This is a genomic window from Prauserella alba (genome assembly GCF_024171735.1).
Taxonomy (GTDB): Bacteria; Actinomycetota; Actinomycetes; order Mycobacteriales; family Pseudonocardiaceae; genus Prauserella; species Prauserella alba.
This window is the reverse complement of the sequence record NZ_JAMTCH010000005.1, coordinates 179793-194575: the sequence shown is the minus strand read 5'-3', so window position 1 is coordinate 194575 and position 14783 is coordinate 179793. Positions and strand designations below refer to the sequence as shown.

Here is a 14783-nt window from a genome sequence, read left to right as displayed (position 1 = left end):
GCGGCTCGGCGTCAGTTCTCGATCATGTTGACGAAGTCCCGCTCGCGCCGCTCGGCCAGCCGGTTGTACCACAGTCCGACACCGAACATGAGCGGGAACGGCGCCACGGCGAGCAGCAGCCACGGCAGCGGGATGCCGGCGAGGCGCAGCTCGGTGACGGCGGGCACGGCGTAGAACACGGCCGGGATGGCGCACAGCACCGCGAGTACCAGCAGGCCGAGCAGCACCGCGGTCCGCAGCTGCACCTTGACGAGGTCCTTGATGAGCAGTTCGCCCCAGCTGGTCTGCTCCTCGAGCTCGACCCGCGCGCGCAGGCTCGTCGAAGACCGGCTCGGCTCGGCGAGCACGACACGCTGCCTGCGGATCCGCGGCTGCCGAGGCTCGGAGGCACGTGGTTCGGACGAACGCGGCTCCGACGAGCGGGAGGCCGCATGCGACGTCGGCGCGGCCGACGGCGACGACCGGGTCTGCCGCGGCTGCGCGACCGGTTCCGGTGCGAACGGTTTCGCGGGCTTGCCGAGTGTCGGATCCGGTTCGCGGATGCCGCCCGGTCGTCCCGCGGGCTCCGGCGGGTCCGTCGCGTCCCCCACCGCGCGTCACCCCGCTCGCGAGGAGCCGACCAGTTTGTCCTTGAGCGCCCTCGTGTGCCGCCGGGACACGGGCAGCACCTTCTCCTCGTCGCCCAGCACGACCTGGTAGCCGCCCTGGGCCATGCGCAGTTCCGTGATCAGTGGCAGCGCCACGAGGTACGACCGGTGGATACGCACGAACCCGGCACCGCCCCAGCGTTCCTCGAGCTGGGCCAGCGGGATGCGCACCAGGTGACTGCCCTCGGTGGTGTACAGCCGCGCGTAGTCGCCCTGCGCCTCGACCCACCGCACCGACGAGCGGGGGATCAGCTTGGTCGTGCCGCCGAGTTCGACGGGGATGACCTCCTCGTCTCCCCCGGTCGCGTCGTCGGCGACCGGTTCGCCGCCCGCGTCGCCGCCGGGCGTGCGGACGGGCTGCGAGTCGAGTTTGTCGAGCACGCGGCCGATGGCCTTGTCGATGCGTTCCTGTCTGGCCGGTTTCAGCACGTAGTCGACCGCGCCGAGGTCGAACGCGTCGACGGCCTCGCTCGCGTAACCGGTGACGAACACCAGTACCGGCGCCGGGTTCAGCGACGCGAACACCCGCGACATCTCCATCCCGGACAACCCGGGCATGTTGATGTCGGCGAACACCGCGTCGACGGGCGGCAGGCCGGCGGCTTTGCGCCGGTTGATGTCCTCGTCCTCGGATCCCAGCAGCCGCAGCGCCTCGGACGCGTCGACGGCAGGTATCACCCGGCCGACCACCTCGTTCGACTCGAGACAGTGCCGGAGCTGGTCAAGGCCGGGTAGCTCATCGTCAACCGCCAGGACGAGGAGCTTTCGGTTGTCATCACGAGCACTCACAGTGAGCGTAATCCTGCCGTGAGTACAGCTCGACTGTCTACACCGCTCCGGGCGAAACTCGGTGTCATAGGCCGAAACGTGACCATGTGGCGCGGTGTTCGAGCGCCGACAGCACCGCCGCGGCGGGTGCGCCCAGCCCCAGCCGTGCGGCCAGCGACTTCTTCGGCTCGGCCACCACGATCTCGGCCTTCGGGTAGCGCTCGTGCACCACGTCACGCAGGTTGCCGACCCGATCGACGAGGCCGAGGTCGGCGGCCCGCTGGCCGAGCCACACGTCGCCGGTGAACAGGTCCTTCTCCCCGGAGAGCTTGTCACCGCGGCGCTCGCGGACCCACTCGGTGAACAGGCCGTGCAGGTCGTCGTGCACGCCCTTGAGCCACTCGACGTCCTCGTCCTTCTCCGGACTGAACGGGTCGAGCCTCGCCTTGTTCTGTCCCGCGGTGTGCAGGCGGCGTTCGATGCCGAGGCGGTCGATGAGCCCGGTGAACCCGAACCCGCCGCTGATCACACCGATCGAACCGACCTGCGACGTACGGTGCGCGACGATCTCGTCCGCGGCGCAGGCGAGCCAGTAGCCGCCCGACGCGGCGACGTCCTCGCAGAACGCGATCACGGGCACGTTCTTCTCGTCGGCCAGCTGCCGGATGCGCTCGGCGATCAGCCCCGACTGCGTGGGCGCACCGCCCGGCGAGTTGATCTGCAGCGCGACGGCCTTGAGGTTCTCGTGCCCGAAAGCCCTGGTCAGCGCCGATTCGACGGTCGAGAGGTTCAGCACTCCCCTGCCGACCGGTGACGCGTGCTGCGTGATGATGCCGTGCAACTTCACGACCGCTACGACATCGGAGTCCCTGCGCTCGATCCGGTCCCCTACGACGGGGATCCGGCTCGCCAATCCGCTCTTCGCCATGCCCCCACCGTAGCCACGAGCGGCCCACCGGGGGTCCGAGGAAACCCGGACGGGTCGGACCCCCGCCGGTATCAGCCGGACCGCGGCCGCGACGGTGGTCCGGAATCGTCGCCGGACTGCCGCGGCCGGCCGCCGTTCTTTCCGCCGCGTGCCGCCTCCTGTGCGGCGCGGGCAGCCCGTTTCGCTTCCGAGGCCTGCCGTGCGACCGGCCTGCGCGAGGGCTGTGAGGACGTCTGCCCCGATCCCTGCGTGCCGGGAGGCGCCTCAGCCGGAGGTGCGGCCGGCGGGGGCTGCTGTGCCGGCGGGGGTTGCTGCGTGGACGGACGCTGCTGTGGCGCCGGTGGTGCCGGTGGCGGGCCTGCGGGCGTCATCCCGGGGTGGGTCGAACCGCGCCGTCCCTGCACCGCACCGGACTGCCCCGGCGCGCCCGGCTGCCCCTGCATACCCGGTAGTTCCCACCCACCGGACTGCCCGGGTGCCGCACCCGCCGGCGGACCTGTTCGTGCCGGTCCGCGCTGGGCCGGTGCCTGCGGCGCAGCGACCCCGGGCGGGCCCGCACCCGCGGGCTCCGCACCCTGCGCCTCCACCCGCGGGGACTGCACATCCGGGGACTCGGTGCGTGTGGATCCCGTACGTCTGGAGTCCGGATTCATGGCCCCGGCGCTCGCGACACCGGAACTCGCGGCACCAGGGCTCGCGGTACCGGCGGCCGGGAGACCCGCGTTCGGCGCTCCGACGGCCGGGGTTTCCGCTCCGGAACCGCTTGTGCTCGAAGCCGCCGCGTTCTGCCCGTCCATGCCGGACCGGCCGGCCTCCTCGGGCGCGGCCATGATCGCCTCGTCGTCGGAGCTGCCCTCGGTGGCGAATTTCAGCATGTCCGGCCGCACTCCGCGGACGAACTTCGGCACCCGCATCGTCACCTTCATGCCCGCACCGGGCGCCGTCTCGACGACCAGCGAGTAGCGGTTGCCGAACACCTGGCTCATCCGGCGGTTGATGCCGGTCAACCCGATGTGCGCGCTGGAACGCGAGTCGCGCATGCCGTCGAGCTGCTTCGGGTCCATGCCGACGCCGTCGTCCTCGACGCTGATCTCGGCCTCGGCGCCGTAGTCCTGCGCGGTCACGGTCACGGTGCCGCCGCCCGGTTTGTTCGCGATGCCGTGTTTGACGGCGTTCTCCACCAGCGGCTGGATCAGCAGGAACGGCACGACGACGGACTGCACCTCGGGTGCGATCTTCAGCCGCACGCCGAGCCTGCCGCCGTACCGCGCGCTCTCGATGGTCAGGTAGCGGTCGATGTTGCGCAGCTCGTCCGACAGCGTGGTGAACGTGCCCTCGGTGCGGAAGCAGTAGCGCGTGAAGTCGGCGAAGTCCTGCAGCAACTCCCGAGCCTCTTCGGGGTCGGTGCGGATGAGTGAGGAGATCGTGTTCAGCGCGTTGTAGACGAAGTGCGGCGAGATCTGCGCCCGCAACGCCTTGATCTCGGCCTGGTGCAGCTGATGTTTGGTGTCTTCCAGCCGCGCCGCTTCCAGCTGGGTGCCGACGAACCGTGCGACGGCGTCGGCCATCTGCACGATGCGTTTGCCCTTGGTCTTGCCGACGACGATCAGCACCGCATCCGTCTCGCCCTCCACGATGAGCGGCACGAGCACGGCGGTGCGCATCTTGCAGGTGCCGCGGTGGTTGCACGGCATCTTGTCGTGCGAGACGACCTCGCGACGATGCTTGCGGATGCAGGTGCCGATGGTGTCGACCAGGTCGACGTAGTGGTCGTTGGCCTCACCGTCCCAGGCCAGCAGCGTGCCCTCGCCGTCGGTGACACCCACGGCGATACCCTTGAGCAGCTTCAGCAACCGGCTGGTCAGCTTCTCCGCCGCGGCCTGGTCGAGGCCTTCGCGGAGTTCGAGCGGCGCCTTCGCCATGACGTACACGGCCTCGAGCACGGCGTCGTCGATCGCACTGGTCGGTTTTCGCCGCTTGAGCAGCACGACGGCGAGGGTGACCAGGAGCAGCGCAATGATCGCCCCCAGGACGATCGGCACGGTCAGCTGCTCGGACACGGCGTCAATGCTGGAGGGTCACCGCCCCGGTGGCAAGGCCCGCAAGAGTACTTCGCGTATCCGATTCGACACGCCGCGTCATGGGCCACGTGGGCGACCCGCTCACTTGACGAGCCGTGACAACCGCCGATCGGCGAGTGGTTTTCCCCCGGTCTGGCACGTCGCGCAGTACTGGAAGGCCTTGTCGGCGAAGGACACCTCACGCACCGTGTCGCCGCACACCGGACACGGCAGGCCGGCACGCCCGTGTACCCGCAGTCCCGACCGCTTCTCACCTTTCAACCGCGCCGCGTCCTGGCCGACGGAACGCGCTGCGGCGGCGGTGAGCACGCTGTGCAGAGCGTCGAACAGCGCGTCGAGGTCGTCGGACGTGAACCTGGCGGGTGTGGCGTACGGCGACAGCCGCGCGGTGTGCAGGATCTCGTCGGAGTAGGCGTTGCCGATGCCCGCGATCGTCTTCTGGTCGGTGAGCACCGTCTTGATGCGGCGCGTCTCGCCGGTGAGCAGGGCTTCGAGCCGGTCGCGGTCGAGGTCCAGCGCATCGGGACCCAGTGCGGCGATACTCGGCACCTCGGCGGGGTCGGCGACGATCCACGCTGCGAGGCCCTTCTTGGTGCCCGCCTCGGTGAGGTCGAACCCCACGTGCCGCGGCGCGGTGTTCGGCTCGTCGCCGGACTCGTCGGCGGACAGGTGCATGCGCAGGGCCAGCGGGTTCTTCCCGCCCGGCCGCGGCGGCTTCGCAGGCAGGTCGTCCGACCACCGCAGCCAGCCCGCGCGGGCGAGGTGGACGATCAGGTGGAGGTCGCCGCACTCGACGTCGAGGTGTTTGCCGTGGCGCCCGGCGCCGGTGACCTCGCGTCCGCGCAGATCCGTGTAGGCGGGCGTGACGGTCTTGAGCACGCTCAGCGACACCACGTCGATCCGGGTCACCGCGCGGCCGACCGCGTGCTCGCGCAGATGGTGCGCGAGCGCTTCGACCTCCGGCAACTCGGGCATGGCGGCTACTCCACGGGATGCAGCGGACCCTCGAAGTCCGGAAGGTCGTACTGGGAGATCGACTTGGCGACCCGTTTCACCTCGCCGCCGATGTTGAACACGCCGCTGACCGTGCCGACCCAGCGTTCGGACGGGTGATCACCGGCCGCGTCGCCGTCGGTCTCGGCCACGACCGTCCACGGCCTGCGCAGCACCCACCGGAGCGGGAAGAACAACGCGACCAGCAACAGTCCGTACGGCACGAAATCCGGGATGACCAGGCGGTCCGGCATGGACAGCAACAGCGCACCCGCCAATGCCAGCGCCACACCCGCCATCATGATGCCCGGCGTGTAGTTGGCGGCCGCGTCGTGCTCGAAGTCGTCGGCCGTCGCGGGCTGACGCCATTCCATGTGCGCCCGGATGACCCATTCCCGGCCGTCGTTTCCCCGAACCAGCCGGTTCATCACGTTCCTCCGCAGCCCGCCGGTATGCCCATCGGTAACAGTTCCGGTGGGCCCACGTGCCGGAGCATGCTCATGTCAGGGCCTCCCCGCACCGGTGTCTGTCGGTAACAGACGTTACCGGGAGTGTCACTGTCCGCGGAAGTGGGCGGCGGCCGGTTTCCGGCCTTGGTGGTCCGGTTCGGACCTCGGGAGGCGGTGGTCGAAGCCACGTGCCCGGTCGTCGCCGTCACGGTCGGCACGGCTGCGGTCCCCACCGTGGTCGGTGTTGCCGCTGTCGGTGTTGCCGTGGTCGGCACGTGGTGCGGGATCAGCGGCGCTGCGGGCCCCGGGCCGTTCGGTCGGCCGGCCGAACCCGACGCCACGATCCCGCCGCGACTCCCGGACCTTCTCGGCCCACGCCTGCGCCAACCGCTTCGCCACCGGCGCCCCGCCGTCGAACACACTCTTCCGCCGGTCCTTGGCAGCGCGGTTCCGGTCGGCGCTGTTCCGGTCGGCGCTGTTCCGATCGGTACCCGCCTTCACGCCCAGGCCGGAACGCGCGGTGCCACCCCTGTCCCGGTCGGCGTTGTTCGCACCGGCGTCGGCGCGGGCCGCGTCCGCGGGCGCACCGTTCCCGCCGGATGCACCGTCGTCCGCCTGAGTACCGTGCCGCGGCTGCGGTTCGCGCTCGTGGTCACCGCGGGCCCCGGATCGCGCCGAACGGCGAGCCTGCGCCGAGTCCCCGGGGTCGGACGCGGCTGCCGGCACGCTGTAGTCGGTGTCGCCCATGGGCGCGTGCTCGTCCACGGCTGCGCCGCCGGATCGACCGTTCCCCACGGCGGGACCGTCCCCGTCCGCGCCGTCACGTTCCGCACGGTCACCTTCCGCGCCGTCACGGTCGGCACCGTCACGGTCGGCCATGCGGTCGACCTCGGGTACGGCGGGTGCGGGCTCGACGAGCTGCAGGCCACCGCGTGGTCCGCCGTGCAGGCCGACCACCTGGCGTTCGTCTCCTTCGGGAAGTCCGGCGACACCGGCCACGCCCGCTGCGCCGACGGCGACGGTCGACGCGACCGCGAGCCCCACCTTCACGTGCCCGCTCAGCGCGGCGAGACCGCCCGCGGCGCCGGATGCGGCGCCGGCCGTCGATCCGGCTCCGGCGGAACCGGCCACCGACGACACCGCACCCGAGACGGCTCCGGCGCCGCCCCAGTTCGCGACGATCCCCGCCGCGGGCACGAGCAGCACCAGCACACCGGCGTGGGAGCGCAGTGAGGAACACACGTCACGCAGCTCGTCGTGGGTCGCGCGGCACGACGAGCACGCAGCCAGGTGTGTCTTGACCTTGCGTGCCTCGGCCCCGGTGACGCTGCCTGCGGTGTACCCGCCGAGCTTCTCGACGATCGTGCGGCAGCCGTTGTCGCTGCGTCCGGTCGCGAGGTGGGCCTGCAGGTACGCGGCGCGCAACCCGATCCGCGCGCGACGGGCGAGCGCGGCGGTCGCGTTGGGGCTGAGGCCGAACTCGGGCGCGACGTTCGCGGGCTGGACCCCTTCGACCTCGGTCTGCCACAGCACCGTGCGCCACCGCTCGGGCAGGCTCGAGAACGCGCGAGTGATCAGCGAAGCCTCGGCGGTGGAGCTCTGCGTGTCGGCACCCGCGCCGACGCGGGTCGTCAGCTCGTCGTCACTGACCGGGACGTCGCGGCGGGCGCCCTGCCACTCCCACGTGACGCGGCGCGCGACGGTCAGCAGGTAGGCGCGAACGTTGTCCTTCGGCCCGTTGCCTCGGCGGACCGCCTGTAACACGCGGAAGAACGTCTCGGCGGTGATGTCCTCGGCCTCGGACCCGTCCCGCGCGATGCCGCGGGCGAGTCGCCGGACGGAGGCCACGTGGAGTTCGAACAGCTCCCCGAACGCGTCGTCCTCACCTTGCCGTAGCCGCTCGAGCAGCATCGCCTCGTCGGTCGCGGACATCGTGCGGTCCATTCAGCCAGCCACCCCCTAAGGCCTGCCCGCCCCTCGCCACGCGCAGACACCAGTTGAACGTTGAACACAATACGGAGAGTGGAGCCGTTACGTCACCCCTCTGCCAACCCCCTGACGCCAACGTGTAAAGTTCTGGGGCGTAACGGGGAAGGCACGCCGGAACCGGATACACGGACAAGTTGTCCACAAGTGGACATGTCACATGTGGACAGTTCACACATATGCGGACAAAGTTCATACAGGCGGACGTAGCGCAGCTGGTAGCGCATCACCTTGCCAAGGTGAGGGTCGCGGGTTCGAGTCCCGTCGTCCGCTCCACAGAAGAGGCCCCGTGCAGTGCACGGGGCCTCTTCCATTGTTCCCCCTTCGATCCCCCTCGCCCCGGTCCCTCCCCCTCTGTTCCCCCTCGAACCGGGCCGCGAAGTCAGCACAGCGAGCGGCACCGCCTGTGGCGTCGGGATCGTGCCGAGCGTTGCGCTGTGACCATGCGTCCACGATGCCGCGACGGCAGGGGCGCGGGCTTCAGGGAAACCCCGTGATCCTGGCGAGTGAAACTACTCAGGTTTCGCGGGCGGCCCGCGGACTCACGGCTCGCGCCACGCGAGCGGCGACAGGGTGAGAGCGGCGTCGGCGACTCGCCGGGCGGTCGTCGTGGTCAGGCTCCGCAGTGCACTGTCGATCCACTCGCCGGTACCGGCGACACCGACGTCGCGGTACTCGACCGCCTGGAGCAGCATCTCGAGCTTGTCGGCGTCGCGGGCGCAGCGCGCTTCGGGACTTGCCGCGTTCTCGTACTCGTCGACGGCGTCGCGCACGCTGTCGCGGGCCGCGTCCGGCAGGGCGGAGGTCTGATCGGCGGTGATCCGCCGCGGGTCCGGCTTGTCGACGTACGGCTTCGCCGAGTGGGGCAGGTCGCCGGTGCGGGTCTCCTGGGTGTCGTGCCACAGCGCCAGGTAGGCGGCACGCTCCGGGTTCGCACCGTCCTCGGCGGCGAGCAGGCCCGCGAGCTGGGCGACGCGCATCGTGTGCTCGGCGACGGACTCCGGGTCACGCACTCCCGTCTGCCACCAGCCGGCCCTGCGGATGCGTTTGAGAACGCCGAGTTCGTACCCGAACACCGCGATCCGATCACCGGTCATGGTCCGCCGAACCTCCCCTGCCGTCGTCTGCGCCGAGACTAGCGAAAGACGGCCACCTCCGCGGTTGACCACCAGATCGGTAGGCGTACAATTTTACGTACAAACACGGGAGGTTGCCGATGCGAACGATGAGCTACTCCGAGTCCCGGGCGAAGTACGCCGAGACCCTCGACTCCGTGGTCGACGACCGCGAGGAGGTCGTCATCACGCGCGCAGGCCACGAACCTGTCGTGATGGTCTCGCTCGACGACTACGAGTCTCTCAAGGAGACCGCTTACCTGCTCCGAAGCCCGGAGAATGCCCGCAGGCTGGTGACGTCGATCGAGCGACTCGAGTCCGGCGGCGGCGAGCCGCACGACCTCGTCGAATGAAGTTCGTATGGGACGAGTCCGCGTGGGCGGACTACCTGTGGTGGCAGACCGAGGACCGCAAGGTCCTCAAAAGAATCAACACACTCGTCCAGGACATCGCGCGCAATGGCAACGAGGGCATCGGCAAACCGGAAGCCTTGAAACACGGCTTCCAGGGGTACTGGTCACGACGCATCACCGACGAACACCGCCTCGTGTACAAGATCGTCGGCGACGAGATCCGCATCGCCGCCTGTCGCTACCACTACGGCACATGACCGCCCAAGCCTGAAGCGCACAACAGGTGGTCGTCAGCGGGTGATCGGCTCGCGCAGCACCACGACGTGCCGCCGGAAGCCCGCGGCACGCACCCGGACCTGCTGCCGTTCCTCGGGCGAGCCGCCTGACCCACGTCACGCTCCGGTCTGCGGTCGTTTCGGACGGTAGACGCGGCCGAAGCTGCGGGGGCTGTCGTCGTAGATCTCGACGAGTTCCCAATCGAGCCTGCGGCCGCCGGCGACATCGAAGATCCGCACACCGTCACCGAGGAACACCGGCGCCACGAAGACCTGCAGCTCGTCGATCAGATCGTGCTCCAGTGCCTGCCTGGCGATGTCGGCGCTGATGATCTGGATGTCGTCCTCGCCCGCGATCTCCTGCGCCCGGCGGATGGCTTCGACGACGTCGCAGTTCATGGCGGTGACGTTCGGGTCGGCGGCGAGTTCCTCCGGCCGGCGCGTCAGAACGAACTCGGTGCCGGACCACGCGCCGCCGTAGGGCTCGGATGTGAGCTCGTCGCGCTGGCCGCGCTGGGCCTGCGCGGCGTCGTACCCGGCGCGGCCGGAGATGATGACCGCGACCTCGCCCGCCATGCGTTCGACAGTGCCGTCGGCCAGCGGTTCCGCCGCGGCCATCCAGCTCATGTCGTGCCCGGGCCCGGCGATGAACCCGTCGATCGACGACGTGAATCCCCAGGCGACCTTGCCCATGTCAGCTCCCAAGTTCGACAGCGCCCACAGTTGACGGCGCCCACAGTTGACGGCGCCCACAGTTCGGCAGGGGCAGCGAACCTAGCAGCCCGCACCGACACTCCGAGTGCGCTCGCCCGCCGCGAACCGGCGGAGAACCGAACCACCGGATAACCACGGCTTGACCACGAACGGACCTCACAATGCTCCCGCCGCCTCCCGTGACCTACGAGGAAGGATTCCCTTGAACGCTCACGCGCGCTACACGCGATACGTCAACGCACGGCTCATCAAGGAACGGCTGCAGGCCGTGGGCGTGGCGATCGTCGGCGTGGCCATGATCGTCCTCGGGATCGTCGCGCTGAACGACGACGACGTCACGTGCGGCGGGCAGGTCATGGAGCAGGGCGAGGTCTGCGAGGAGACCCGCGGCGGCACGACCACGGACGAACGCGGCTACGAGGCCCAGTCGGAGGAGAACACCCTCACCGGCTGGCTGCTCACCGGTGGCGGAGCCGCCATGGTCGGCGGCGGCGGATTCTGGGCCGTGGCGGCGTTCACCAGGAAGAAGCGCATCACTATGGACGAGGCGGCCGCCGGTCTCAACCCGGCGACCGTGGTGGCGGCTCGCCGATCCGGCGGGGCGCCCGCCGAACCCTGGCAGCCCGGGCACGGCCGGCCGTCGTCATCGATCCCGGCGCCGCAGGCCGCACCACCGCATCCGCCGCCACATTCGCAGCAGCCGTATCCGCCCCACGCCCAGCAGCCGCCGAACGGAACGCACCAACGAGACGGGCCGCAGTACCCACTCCGCTGACATGAGGTCACGACCTCGACGATCTCCAGCCGATCGCCGATCACCCCCCCGGCAACGGAGTCACCGGAACGCTGCACCCCGGAACGCTGCACCCCGAAACGCTGCACCGCCGTGACACTGCCGCCGTGACGCACTGCTTCCGGGTGCCGGCGCCGTCGCGGCTGCCTGTACCGTGCGGGTCTCGTGAATGCCGGTGCCGCGGAACGTTCGACGACCAGGGAACGTTGACGGCACGTGCTGCGGATGGCTATCGAACCGAGGGCCCTGGTGGTCATTGCCGGACTGCCGGGTTCGGGAAAGAGCACGTTGTTGCGCAGCATCGATTCGGACACTCCGCTCGTCGTGCTCGATTCGGACACGACGCGCGACCGGTTCACGGAAATGCTGCCCGCAGGCACGCCGTACGCCTGCTACCGGCCGGCGGTGCACCTGGTGCACCGGCTGCTCGTCAGCGCAGTCGTCCTTCGACGACGGGGCACGGTCGTGGTGCACGATCCGGCTACCGGTGTGCCGACGCGCGCCTGGTTGGTGACACTGGGCGTACTGAGCGGCCGGCCGCGGCATTTCGTGTGGGTCGACTGCCGGCCGGATGACGCAGCGGCGGGACAGCGCGCCAGGGGCCGTGTGGTGCGCAAGGGCTCGTTCGCGCGGCACCTGCGGCGACTGCCGAGGGTGCAGGCCGCCCTGCGCGCCGGCCCTCGCGGCTGGCACACCACGACGATCGTCGACCGCCGTACCGCGGCCACGGGACTGCAGTTGACGTGTCCCGCCGTCGCGCCGAACTCGGACTGACCGCGAACCCGGTCGCGCCGCGCAGGCCATCGGCAGCCGGGTGCCCGCGGGCGCCTGACCACGAACTCGGGCTGCCGACGTCGCTCTGCTCATTTCGGCCCGCGGCGGAACCGGACGAGGATACGATCAACGCGTCGGTGGTGGCGTGCCGGCGCAACGACGGCCGGACGAGCAATGCCGTCACCCGCAGCCGACGAGATCACGGGCCCGACCAGATCGCAGCGTTCGCCCGGGACGGCGCTCGCCCCGCGACCCGTTCCGCAGCTCGGCGCTCGCACGTTCACACCTGGCTCCGGAAGCCGACGCCGGACGCCGACGCCGGACGCGCTTCCGGACTCCCACCACAGGCCGCCGCACCCGGCCACGGCCGAGAGGAGCAACGATGCCCGAACTGGGGGACCTCGCGATCAACCTCGCCGCGAGCGTGATCGCGGGCACGGCCGTCTTCGTGTGGCAACTGCTCCGGCAACGTCGTCGCAGGCAACGGCGACGCCGGTTCTTCGGCCTCGACACCCGCGGGAACTGCGTCGTCTACATGCCGAGGCACGCATCGTCGGTGTCCGCACTGAGCGTGCACCAGCGGGACACGGCCGCCGTGGTCGAGATCGCCGCGGCGGCACGGGAATGCGGCGCGGAGATCGAGCTGATCCTGCAGTCACCGGATCAGCGGGTCCCGCAGCGCCAGCTCGGGGACGACGCCGAGTTCACCATCGGCGGACCCGAGGCAAACCCGCGGATGGCCGCACACCTGGAAACGTTCCTGCCCGGACTCACCATGGGCTCGTACCTCGATTCGGCGGAACTGACCATCCGCGTCGGCGGCGAGTCCTTCGACAAGACCCCGGGAACGGCGGAACACGTGGCGGTCGCCAAGATCGTCACCGACGACGGCGCGCCGGTGTTCGCGCTGTGCGGCCAGACCGCGATCAGCAACCATGCCGCGGCGCGGTATCTGTGCCGCGAACACCACACGCTGACCCGCACGTACGGGACGAACGGCCGGTTCTGCCTCGTCCTCCGAGTCGTCAACCCGTGGGCGTACGGCGAACGCAAGGTCGAGCTGGTCGCCGACGTCACCGAGGACGCCTTCACCGCACCGCCCCGACCGGGCGAGGTCCGCGGCACAGGCCCGGAACAGCACACCGTCGTCGCCGACCGGGACGGCGCCGAATCGTCACCGTGAGCGCACGACTCCGGCCATCCCTTCGGCCGGAATCCGGCTTCGATGCAGTGACCCGCTGAGTCCGTCGTGGACAGTCGCGAGTGGACGTACGCACGGACCGCGCTGCGATGTCAGTCCCCGCGGTCCTCCTCGCCGGTGTCCGATGCGGCATAGGACCGCATCACGGCACCGGCCTGCTGCAGAAACCGCAGAACCGTGGCCGCCTCGGCATCGTCGAGTGCGCCGATGACGGCGGTCAGCTCGTCCAGCATCGGTGCGAGCTGATCGCGCACCTCGGCCCGGCCGTGAACGGTCGGCGTCAGGACGACCCTCCTGCGGTCGGCGGGGTGGGACTCGCGGACGACGTGCCCGGCCTCGATGAGCCTGCTCACCAGCGCAGCCGCCGAGGCGGACCGCATTCCCAGCCGATCGCCGAGCTCGACGGTGCCGAGGGGTTCGTCCGTGGCGGCCACGTGATCCATGGCCTGCACGTCGGTCACCCGCACTCCGAGCCGCCGCGCCAGCGCGGCCTGCATCTCGCGACCGGCTTGCAGGACCCGCCGCAGCTCGAGACCGACCGCTCGCCCGGTCCGTTCGTCCACCACGGCAGCCATGGTAGCTAGAAAATCTACCTGCATGTAGGGTCGGGTGCGGTATAGCTAGATTTTCTAGCGGCCAACCTAGGCCGAGGCCTGCGGTTCGTTGCGGCGGTTTCGCTGCGGCGACGCATCGCAGGCCCCACACTTCGGGAGTGGTGTCCCATGTCCGGCGCTGACCGGTTGAGCCGTCTTGCGGACGTACTCGCCGACCGCACCGTGCTGCCCGGCTACAGCAGGCTCGGCTACCGGCTCCGGCGACGGCACCGGCCCGCCGATCCGCGGCCGGACGCGCTGGTGGGCCGCACCGCGGTGGTGACCGGGGCGAGCGCCGGGCTCGGCCGGGCCACCGCGCTCGGACTCGCCCGGCTCGGCGCGACGGTGCTGCTGCTCGTGCGGGACGAATCCCGTGGCGAGCGCGCCCGCGAGGCCGTCCTGCAGGCATCACCGCGCGCCGACGTTCGTATCGCACGGTGCGACGTGGCCGACCTCGACGATGTGGACCGGTGCGCCGAACAGGTGCGTCGCGATCACCCGGTGATCGACGTACTGGTGCACAACGCAGGGGTGTTGCCGGAGGAACGCACGGAGACGCCGCAGTCTCACGAGAGCACGCTGGCCACGCACGTGCTGGGGCCGCTGCGACTGACCGATCGGCTGCGAACCGCCCTCGCCCGGTCCACGGATGCGCGGGTGCTGCTCGTCTCCTCCGGAGGCATGTACACCCAGTCGGTCCACGCCGACGATCCGGAGTACCGGCATGGCCGTTACCGCGGCGCCGTGGCCTACTCCCGCACCAAACGCCTCCAGGTCGCGTTCACACCGCTGCTGTCCCGGCGCTACGCCGCCGAGGGAATCGGCGTGCATTCGCTGCACCCCGGGTGGGTCGACACCCCCGGCGTCACCGGTTCGCTGCCCGGCTTCCGTCGCGTCATGGCGCCGCTGCTGCGCAGCCCGGCCGAAGGCGCCGACACCGCGGTGTGGCTGGCGGCCACACACCCCGCGCCGCGGTCCGGTCTGTTCTGGCACGACCGCAGGCCGCGACCGGACCACTATCTGCCGGGCCGGGGTGACGATCCCCGGGTCGTCCGGCGCGCCTGGCGTTACTGCCTCGACGCCGCAGGCATCGGCCCTGACAGGGAGGACTGA

Annotated in this window: 15 protein-coding genes, 1 tRNA gene and 1 pseudogene; 7 read left to right on the top strand and 10 right to left on the bottom strand. The window is 70.5% G+C overall.

Annotated elements, in window-relative coordinates:
* Positions 1–11: 11 nt before the first annotated feature.
* The 7 genes and pseudogenes from LY12_RS26135 to LY12_RS16520 form a co-directional block, all read right to left on the bottom strand.
* Positions 12–590 carry a hypothetical protein gene (locus LY12_RS26135; protein ID WP_253857747.1) on the bottom strand — a complete coding sequence of 193 codons (579 nt, stop codon included), beginning with the start codon at positions 588–590 and terminating at the stop codon, positions 12–14.
* Between the two features lie 6 nt (positions 591–596).
* Complete coding sequence (locus LY12_RS16545; protein ID WP_253858865.1) at positions 597–1448, bottom strand: LytR/AlgR family response regulator transcription factor; 852 nt, start codon at positions 1446–1448, stop codon at positions 597–599.
* Between the two features lie 52 nt (positions 1449–1500).
* Positions 1501–2343 carry a S49 family peptidase gene (locus tag LY12_RS16540; RefSeq protein ID WP_253857745.1) on the bottom strand — a complete coding sequence of 281 codons (843 nt, stop codon included), beginning with the start codon at positions 2341–2343 and terminating at the stop codon, positions 1501–1503.
* A gap of 860 nt (positions 2344–3203) precedes the next feature.
* A pseudogene (locus LY12_RS16535) lies at positions 3204–4412 on the bottom strand (sensor histidine kinase); the annotation flags it as partial.
* 93 nt (positions 4413–4505) lie between these two features.
* A complete protein-coding gene (locus tag LY12_RS16530; RefSeq protein ID WP_253857743.1) occupies positions 4506–5399 on the bottom strand; it encodes an Fpg/Nei family DNA glycosylase in 894 nt (297 codons plus the stop codon).
* A 5-nt stretch (positions 5400–5404) separates the two neighbouring features.
* Entirely contained in the window at positions 5405–5845 is a 441-nt protein-coding gene (locus LY12_RS16525; protein ID WP_253857742.1) for a DUF983 domain-containing protein, read from the bottom strand.
* A gap of 126 nt (positions 5846–5971) precedes the next feature.
* A complete protein-coding gene (locus tag LY12_RS16520) occupies positions 5972–7798 on the bottom strand; it encodes a sigma-70 family RNA polymerase sigma factor (protein WP_253857740.1) in 1827 nt (608 codons plus the stop codon).
* 254 nt (positions 7799–8052) lie between these two features.
* Between LY12_RS16520 and LY12_RS16515 the strand changes: the two genes are divergently transcribed.
* Positions 8053–8128, top strand: a tRNA-Gly gene (locus LY12_RS16515).
* Positions 8129–8394: 266 nt separating this feature from the next.
* Here LY12_RS16515 and LY12_RS16510 read toward each other — a convergent pair.
* Positions 8395–8949, bottom strand: a complete 555-nt coding sequence (locus LY12_RS16510; protein WP_253857738.1) for an HD domain-containing protein — start codon at positions 8947–8949, stop codon at positions 8395–8397.
* 119 nt (positions 8950–9068) lie between these two features.
* Here LY12_RS16510 and LY12_RS16505 point away from each other — a divergent pair, with 119 nt between their 5' ends.
* Positions 9069–9320, top strand: a complete 252-nt coding sequence (locus LY12_RS16505) for a type II toxin-antitoxin system Phd/YefM family antitoxin (protein WP_253857736.1) — start codon at positions 9069–9071, stop codon at positions 9318–9320.
* Positions 9317–9577 carry a Txe/YoeB family addiction module toxin gene (locus LY12_RS16500; protein ID WP_253857734.1) on the top strand — a complete coding sequence of 87 codons (261 nt, stop codon included), beginning with the start codon at positions 9317–9319 and terminating at the stop codon, positions 9575–9577. The genes LY12_RS16505 and LY12_RS16500 overlap by 4 nt, the downstream gene beginning before the upstream one ends.
* Before the next feature lie 135 nt (positions 9578–9712).
* Here LY12_RS16500 and LY12_RS16495 read toward each other — a convergent pair whose 3' ends face one another.
* Positions 9713–10288, bottom strand: coding sequence for a dihydrofolate reductase family protein (locus LY12_RS16495; RefSeq protein WP_253857732.1), 576 nt, complete (start codon positions 10286–10288; stop codon positions 9713–9715).
* A 223-nt stretch (positions 10289–10511) separates the two neighbouring features.
* Between LY12_RS16495 and LY12_RS16490 the strand changes: the two genes are divergently transcribed.
* The 3 genes from LY12_RS16490 (at position 10512) to LY12_RS16480 (ending at position 13059) form a co-directional block, all read left to right on the top strand.
* Positions 10512–11084 (top strand): hypothetical protein, encoded by a 573-nt coding sequence (locus LY12_RS16490; protein WP_253857730.1) that lies wholly within the window; start codon positions 10512–10514, stop codon positions 11082–11084.
* A gap of 243 nt (positions 11085–11327) precedes the next feature.
* The gene (locus LY12_RS16485) at positions 11328–11876 is read left to right on the top strand and encodes an AAA family ATPase (protein ID WP_253857728.1); all 549 of its coding nucleotides are present in this window, start codon (positions 11328–11330) and stop codon (positions 11874–11876) included.
* Between the two features lie 382 nt (positions 11877–12258).
* Positions 12259–13059 carry a hypothetical protein gene (locus tag LY12_RS16480; protein WP_253857726.1) on the top strand — a complete coding sequence of 267 codons (801 nt, stop codon included), beginning with the start codon at positions 12259–12261 and terminating at the stop codon, positions 13057–13059.
* A gap of 110 nt (positions 13060–13169) precedes the next feature.
* On the opposite strand, the gene LY12_RS16475 is transcribed toward LY12_RS16480, so the two are convergent.
* The gene (locus tag LY12_RS16475) at positions 13170–13643 is read right to left on the bottom strand and encodes a MarR family winged helix-turn-helix transcriptional regulator (protein WP_253857725.1); all 474 of its coding nucleotides are present in this window, start codon (positions 13641–13643) and stop codon (positions 13170–13172) included.
* A gap of 156 nt (positions 13644–13799) precedes the next feature.
* Here LY12_RS16475 and LY12_RS16470 point away from each other — a divergent pair, with 156 nt between their 5' ends.
* Entirely contained in the window at positions 13800–14783 is a 984-nt protein-coding gene (locus LY12_RS16470) for an SDR family NAD(P)-dependent oxidoreductase (protein WP_253857724.1), read from the top strand.

What these genes read in the sequence shown, in the direction of transcription:
- LY12_RS16500 (WP_253857734.1), top strand. Translation starts at nt 9,317, where the DNA reads ATGAAGTTCGTATGGGACGAGTCCGCGTGGGCGGACTACCTGTGGTGG.
- LY12_RS16505 (WP_253857736.1), top strand. Translation starts at nt 9,069, where the DNA reads ATGCGAACGATGAGCTACTCCGAGTCCCGGGCGAAGTACGCCGAGACC.
- LY12_RS16470 (WP_253857724.1), top strand. Translation starts at nt 13,800, where the DNA reads ATGTCCGGCGCTGACCGGTTGAGCCGTCTTGCGGACGTACTCGCCGAC.
- LY12_RS16540 (WP_253857745.1), bottom strand. Translation starts at nt 2,343, where the DNA reads ATGGCGAAGAGCGGATTGGCGAGCCGGATCCCCGTCGTAGGGGACCGG.
- LY12_RS16520 (WP_253857740.1), bottom strand. Translation starts at nt 7,798, where the DNA reads ATGTCCGCGACCGACGAGGCGATGCTGCTCGAGCGGCTACGGCAAGGT.
- LY12_RS16530 (WP_253857743.1), bottom strand. Translation starts at nt 5,399, where the DNA reads ATGCCCGAGTTGCCGGAGGTCGAAGCGCTCGCGCACCATCTGCGCGAG.
- LY12_RS16480 (WP_253857726.1), top strand. Translation starts at nt 12,259, where the DNA reads ATGCCCGAACTGGGGGACCTCGCGATCAACCTCGCCGCGAGCGTGATC.
- LY12_RS16495 (WP_253857732.1), bottom strand. Translation starts at nt 10,288, where the DNA reads ATGGGCAAGGTCGCCTGGGGATTCACGTCGTCGATCGACGGGTTCATC.
- LY12_RS16485 (WP_253857728.1), top strand. Translation starts at nt 11,328, where the DNA reads ATGGCTATCGAACCGAGGGCCCTGGTGGTCATTGCCGGACTGCCGGGT.
- LY12_RS16525 (WP_253857742.1), bottom strand. Translation starts at nt 5,845, where the DNA reads ATGAACCGGCTGGTTCGGGGAAACGACGGCCGGGAATGGGTCATCCGG.
- LY12_RS16510 (WP_253857738.1), bottom strand. Translation starts at nt 8,949, where the DNA reads ATGACCGGTGATCGGATCGCGGTGTTCGGGTACGAACTCGGCGTTCTC.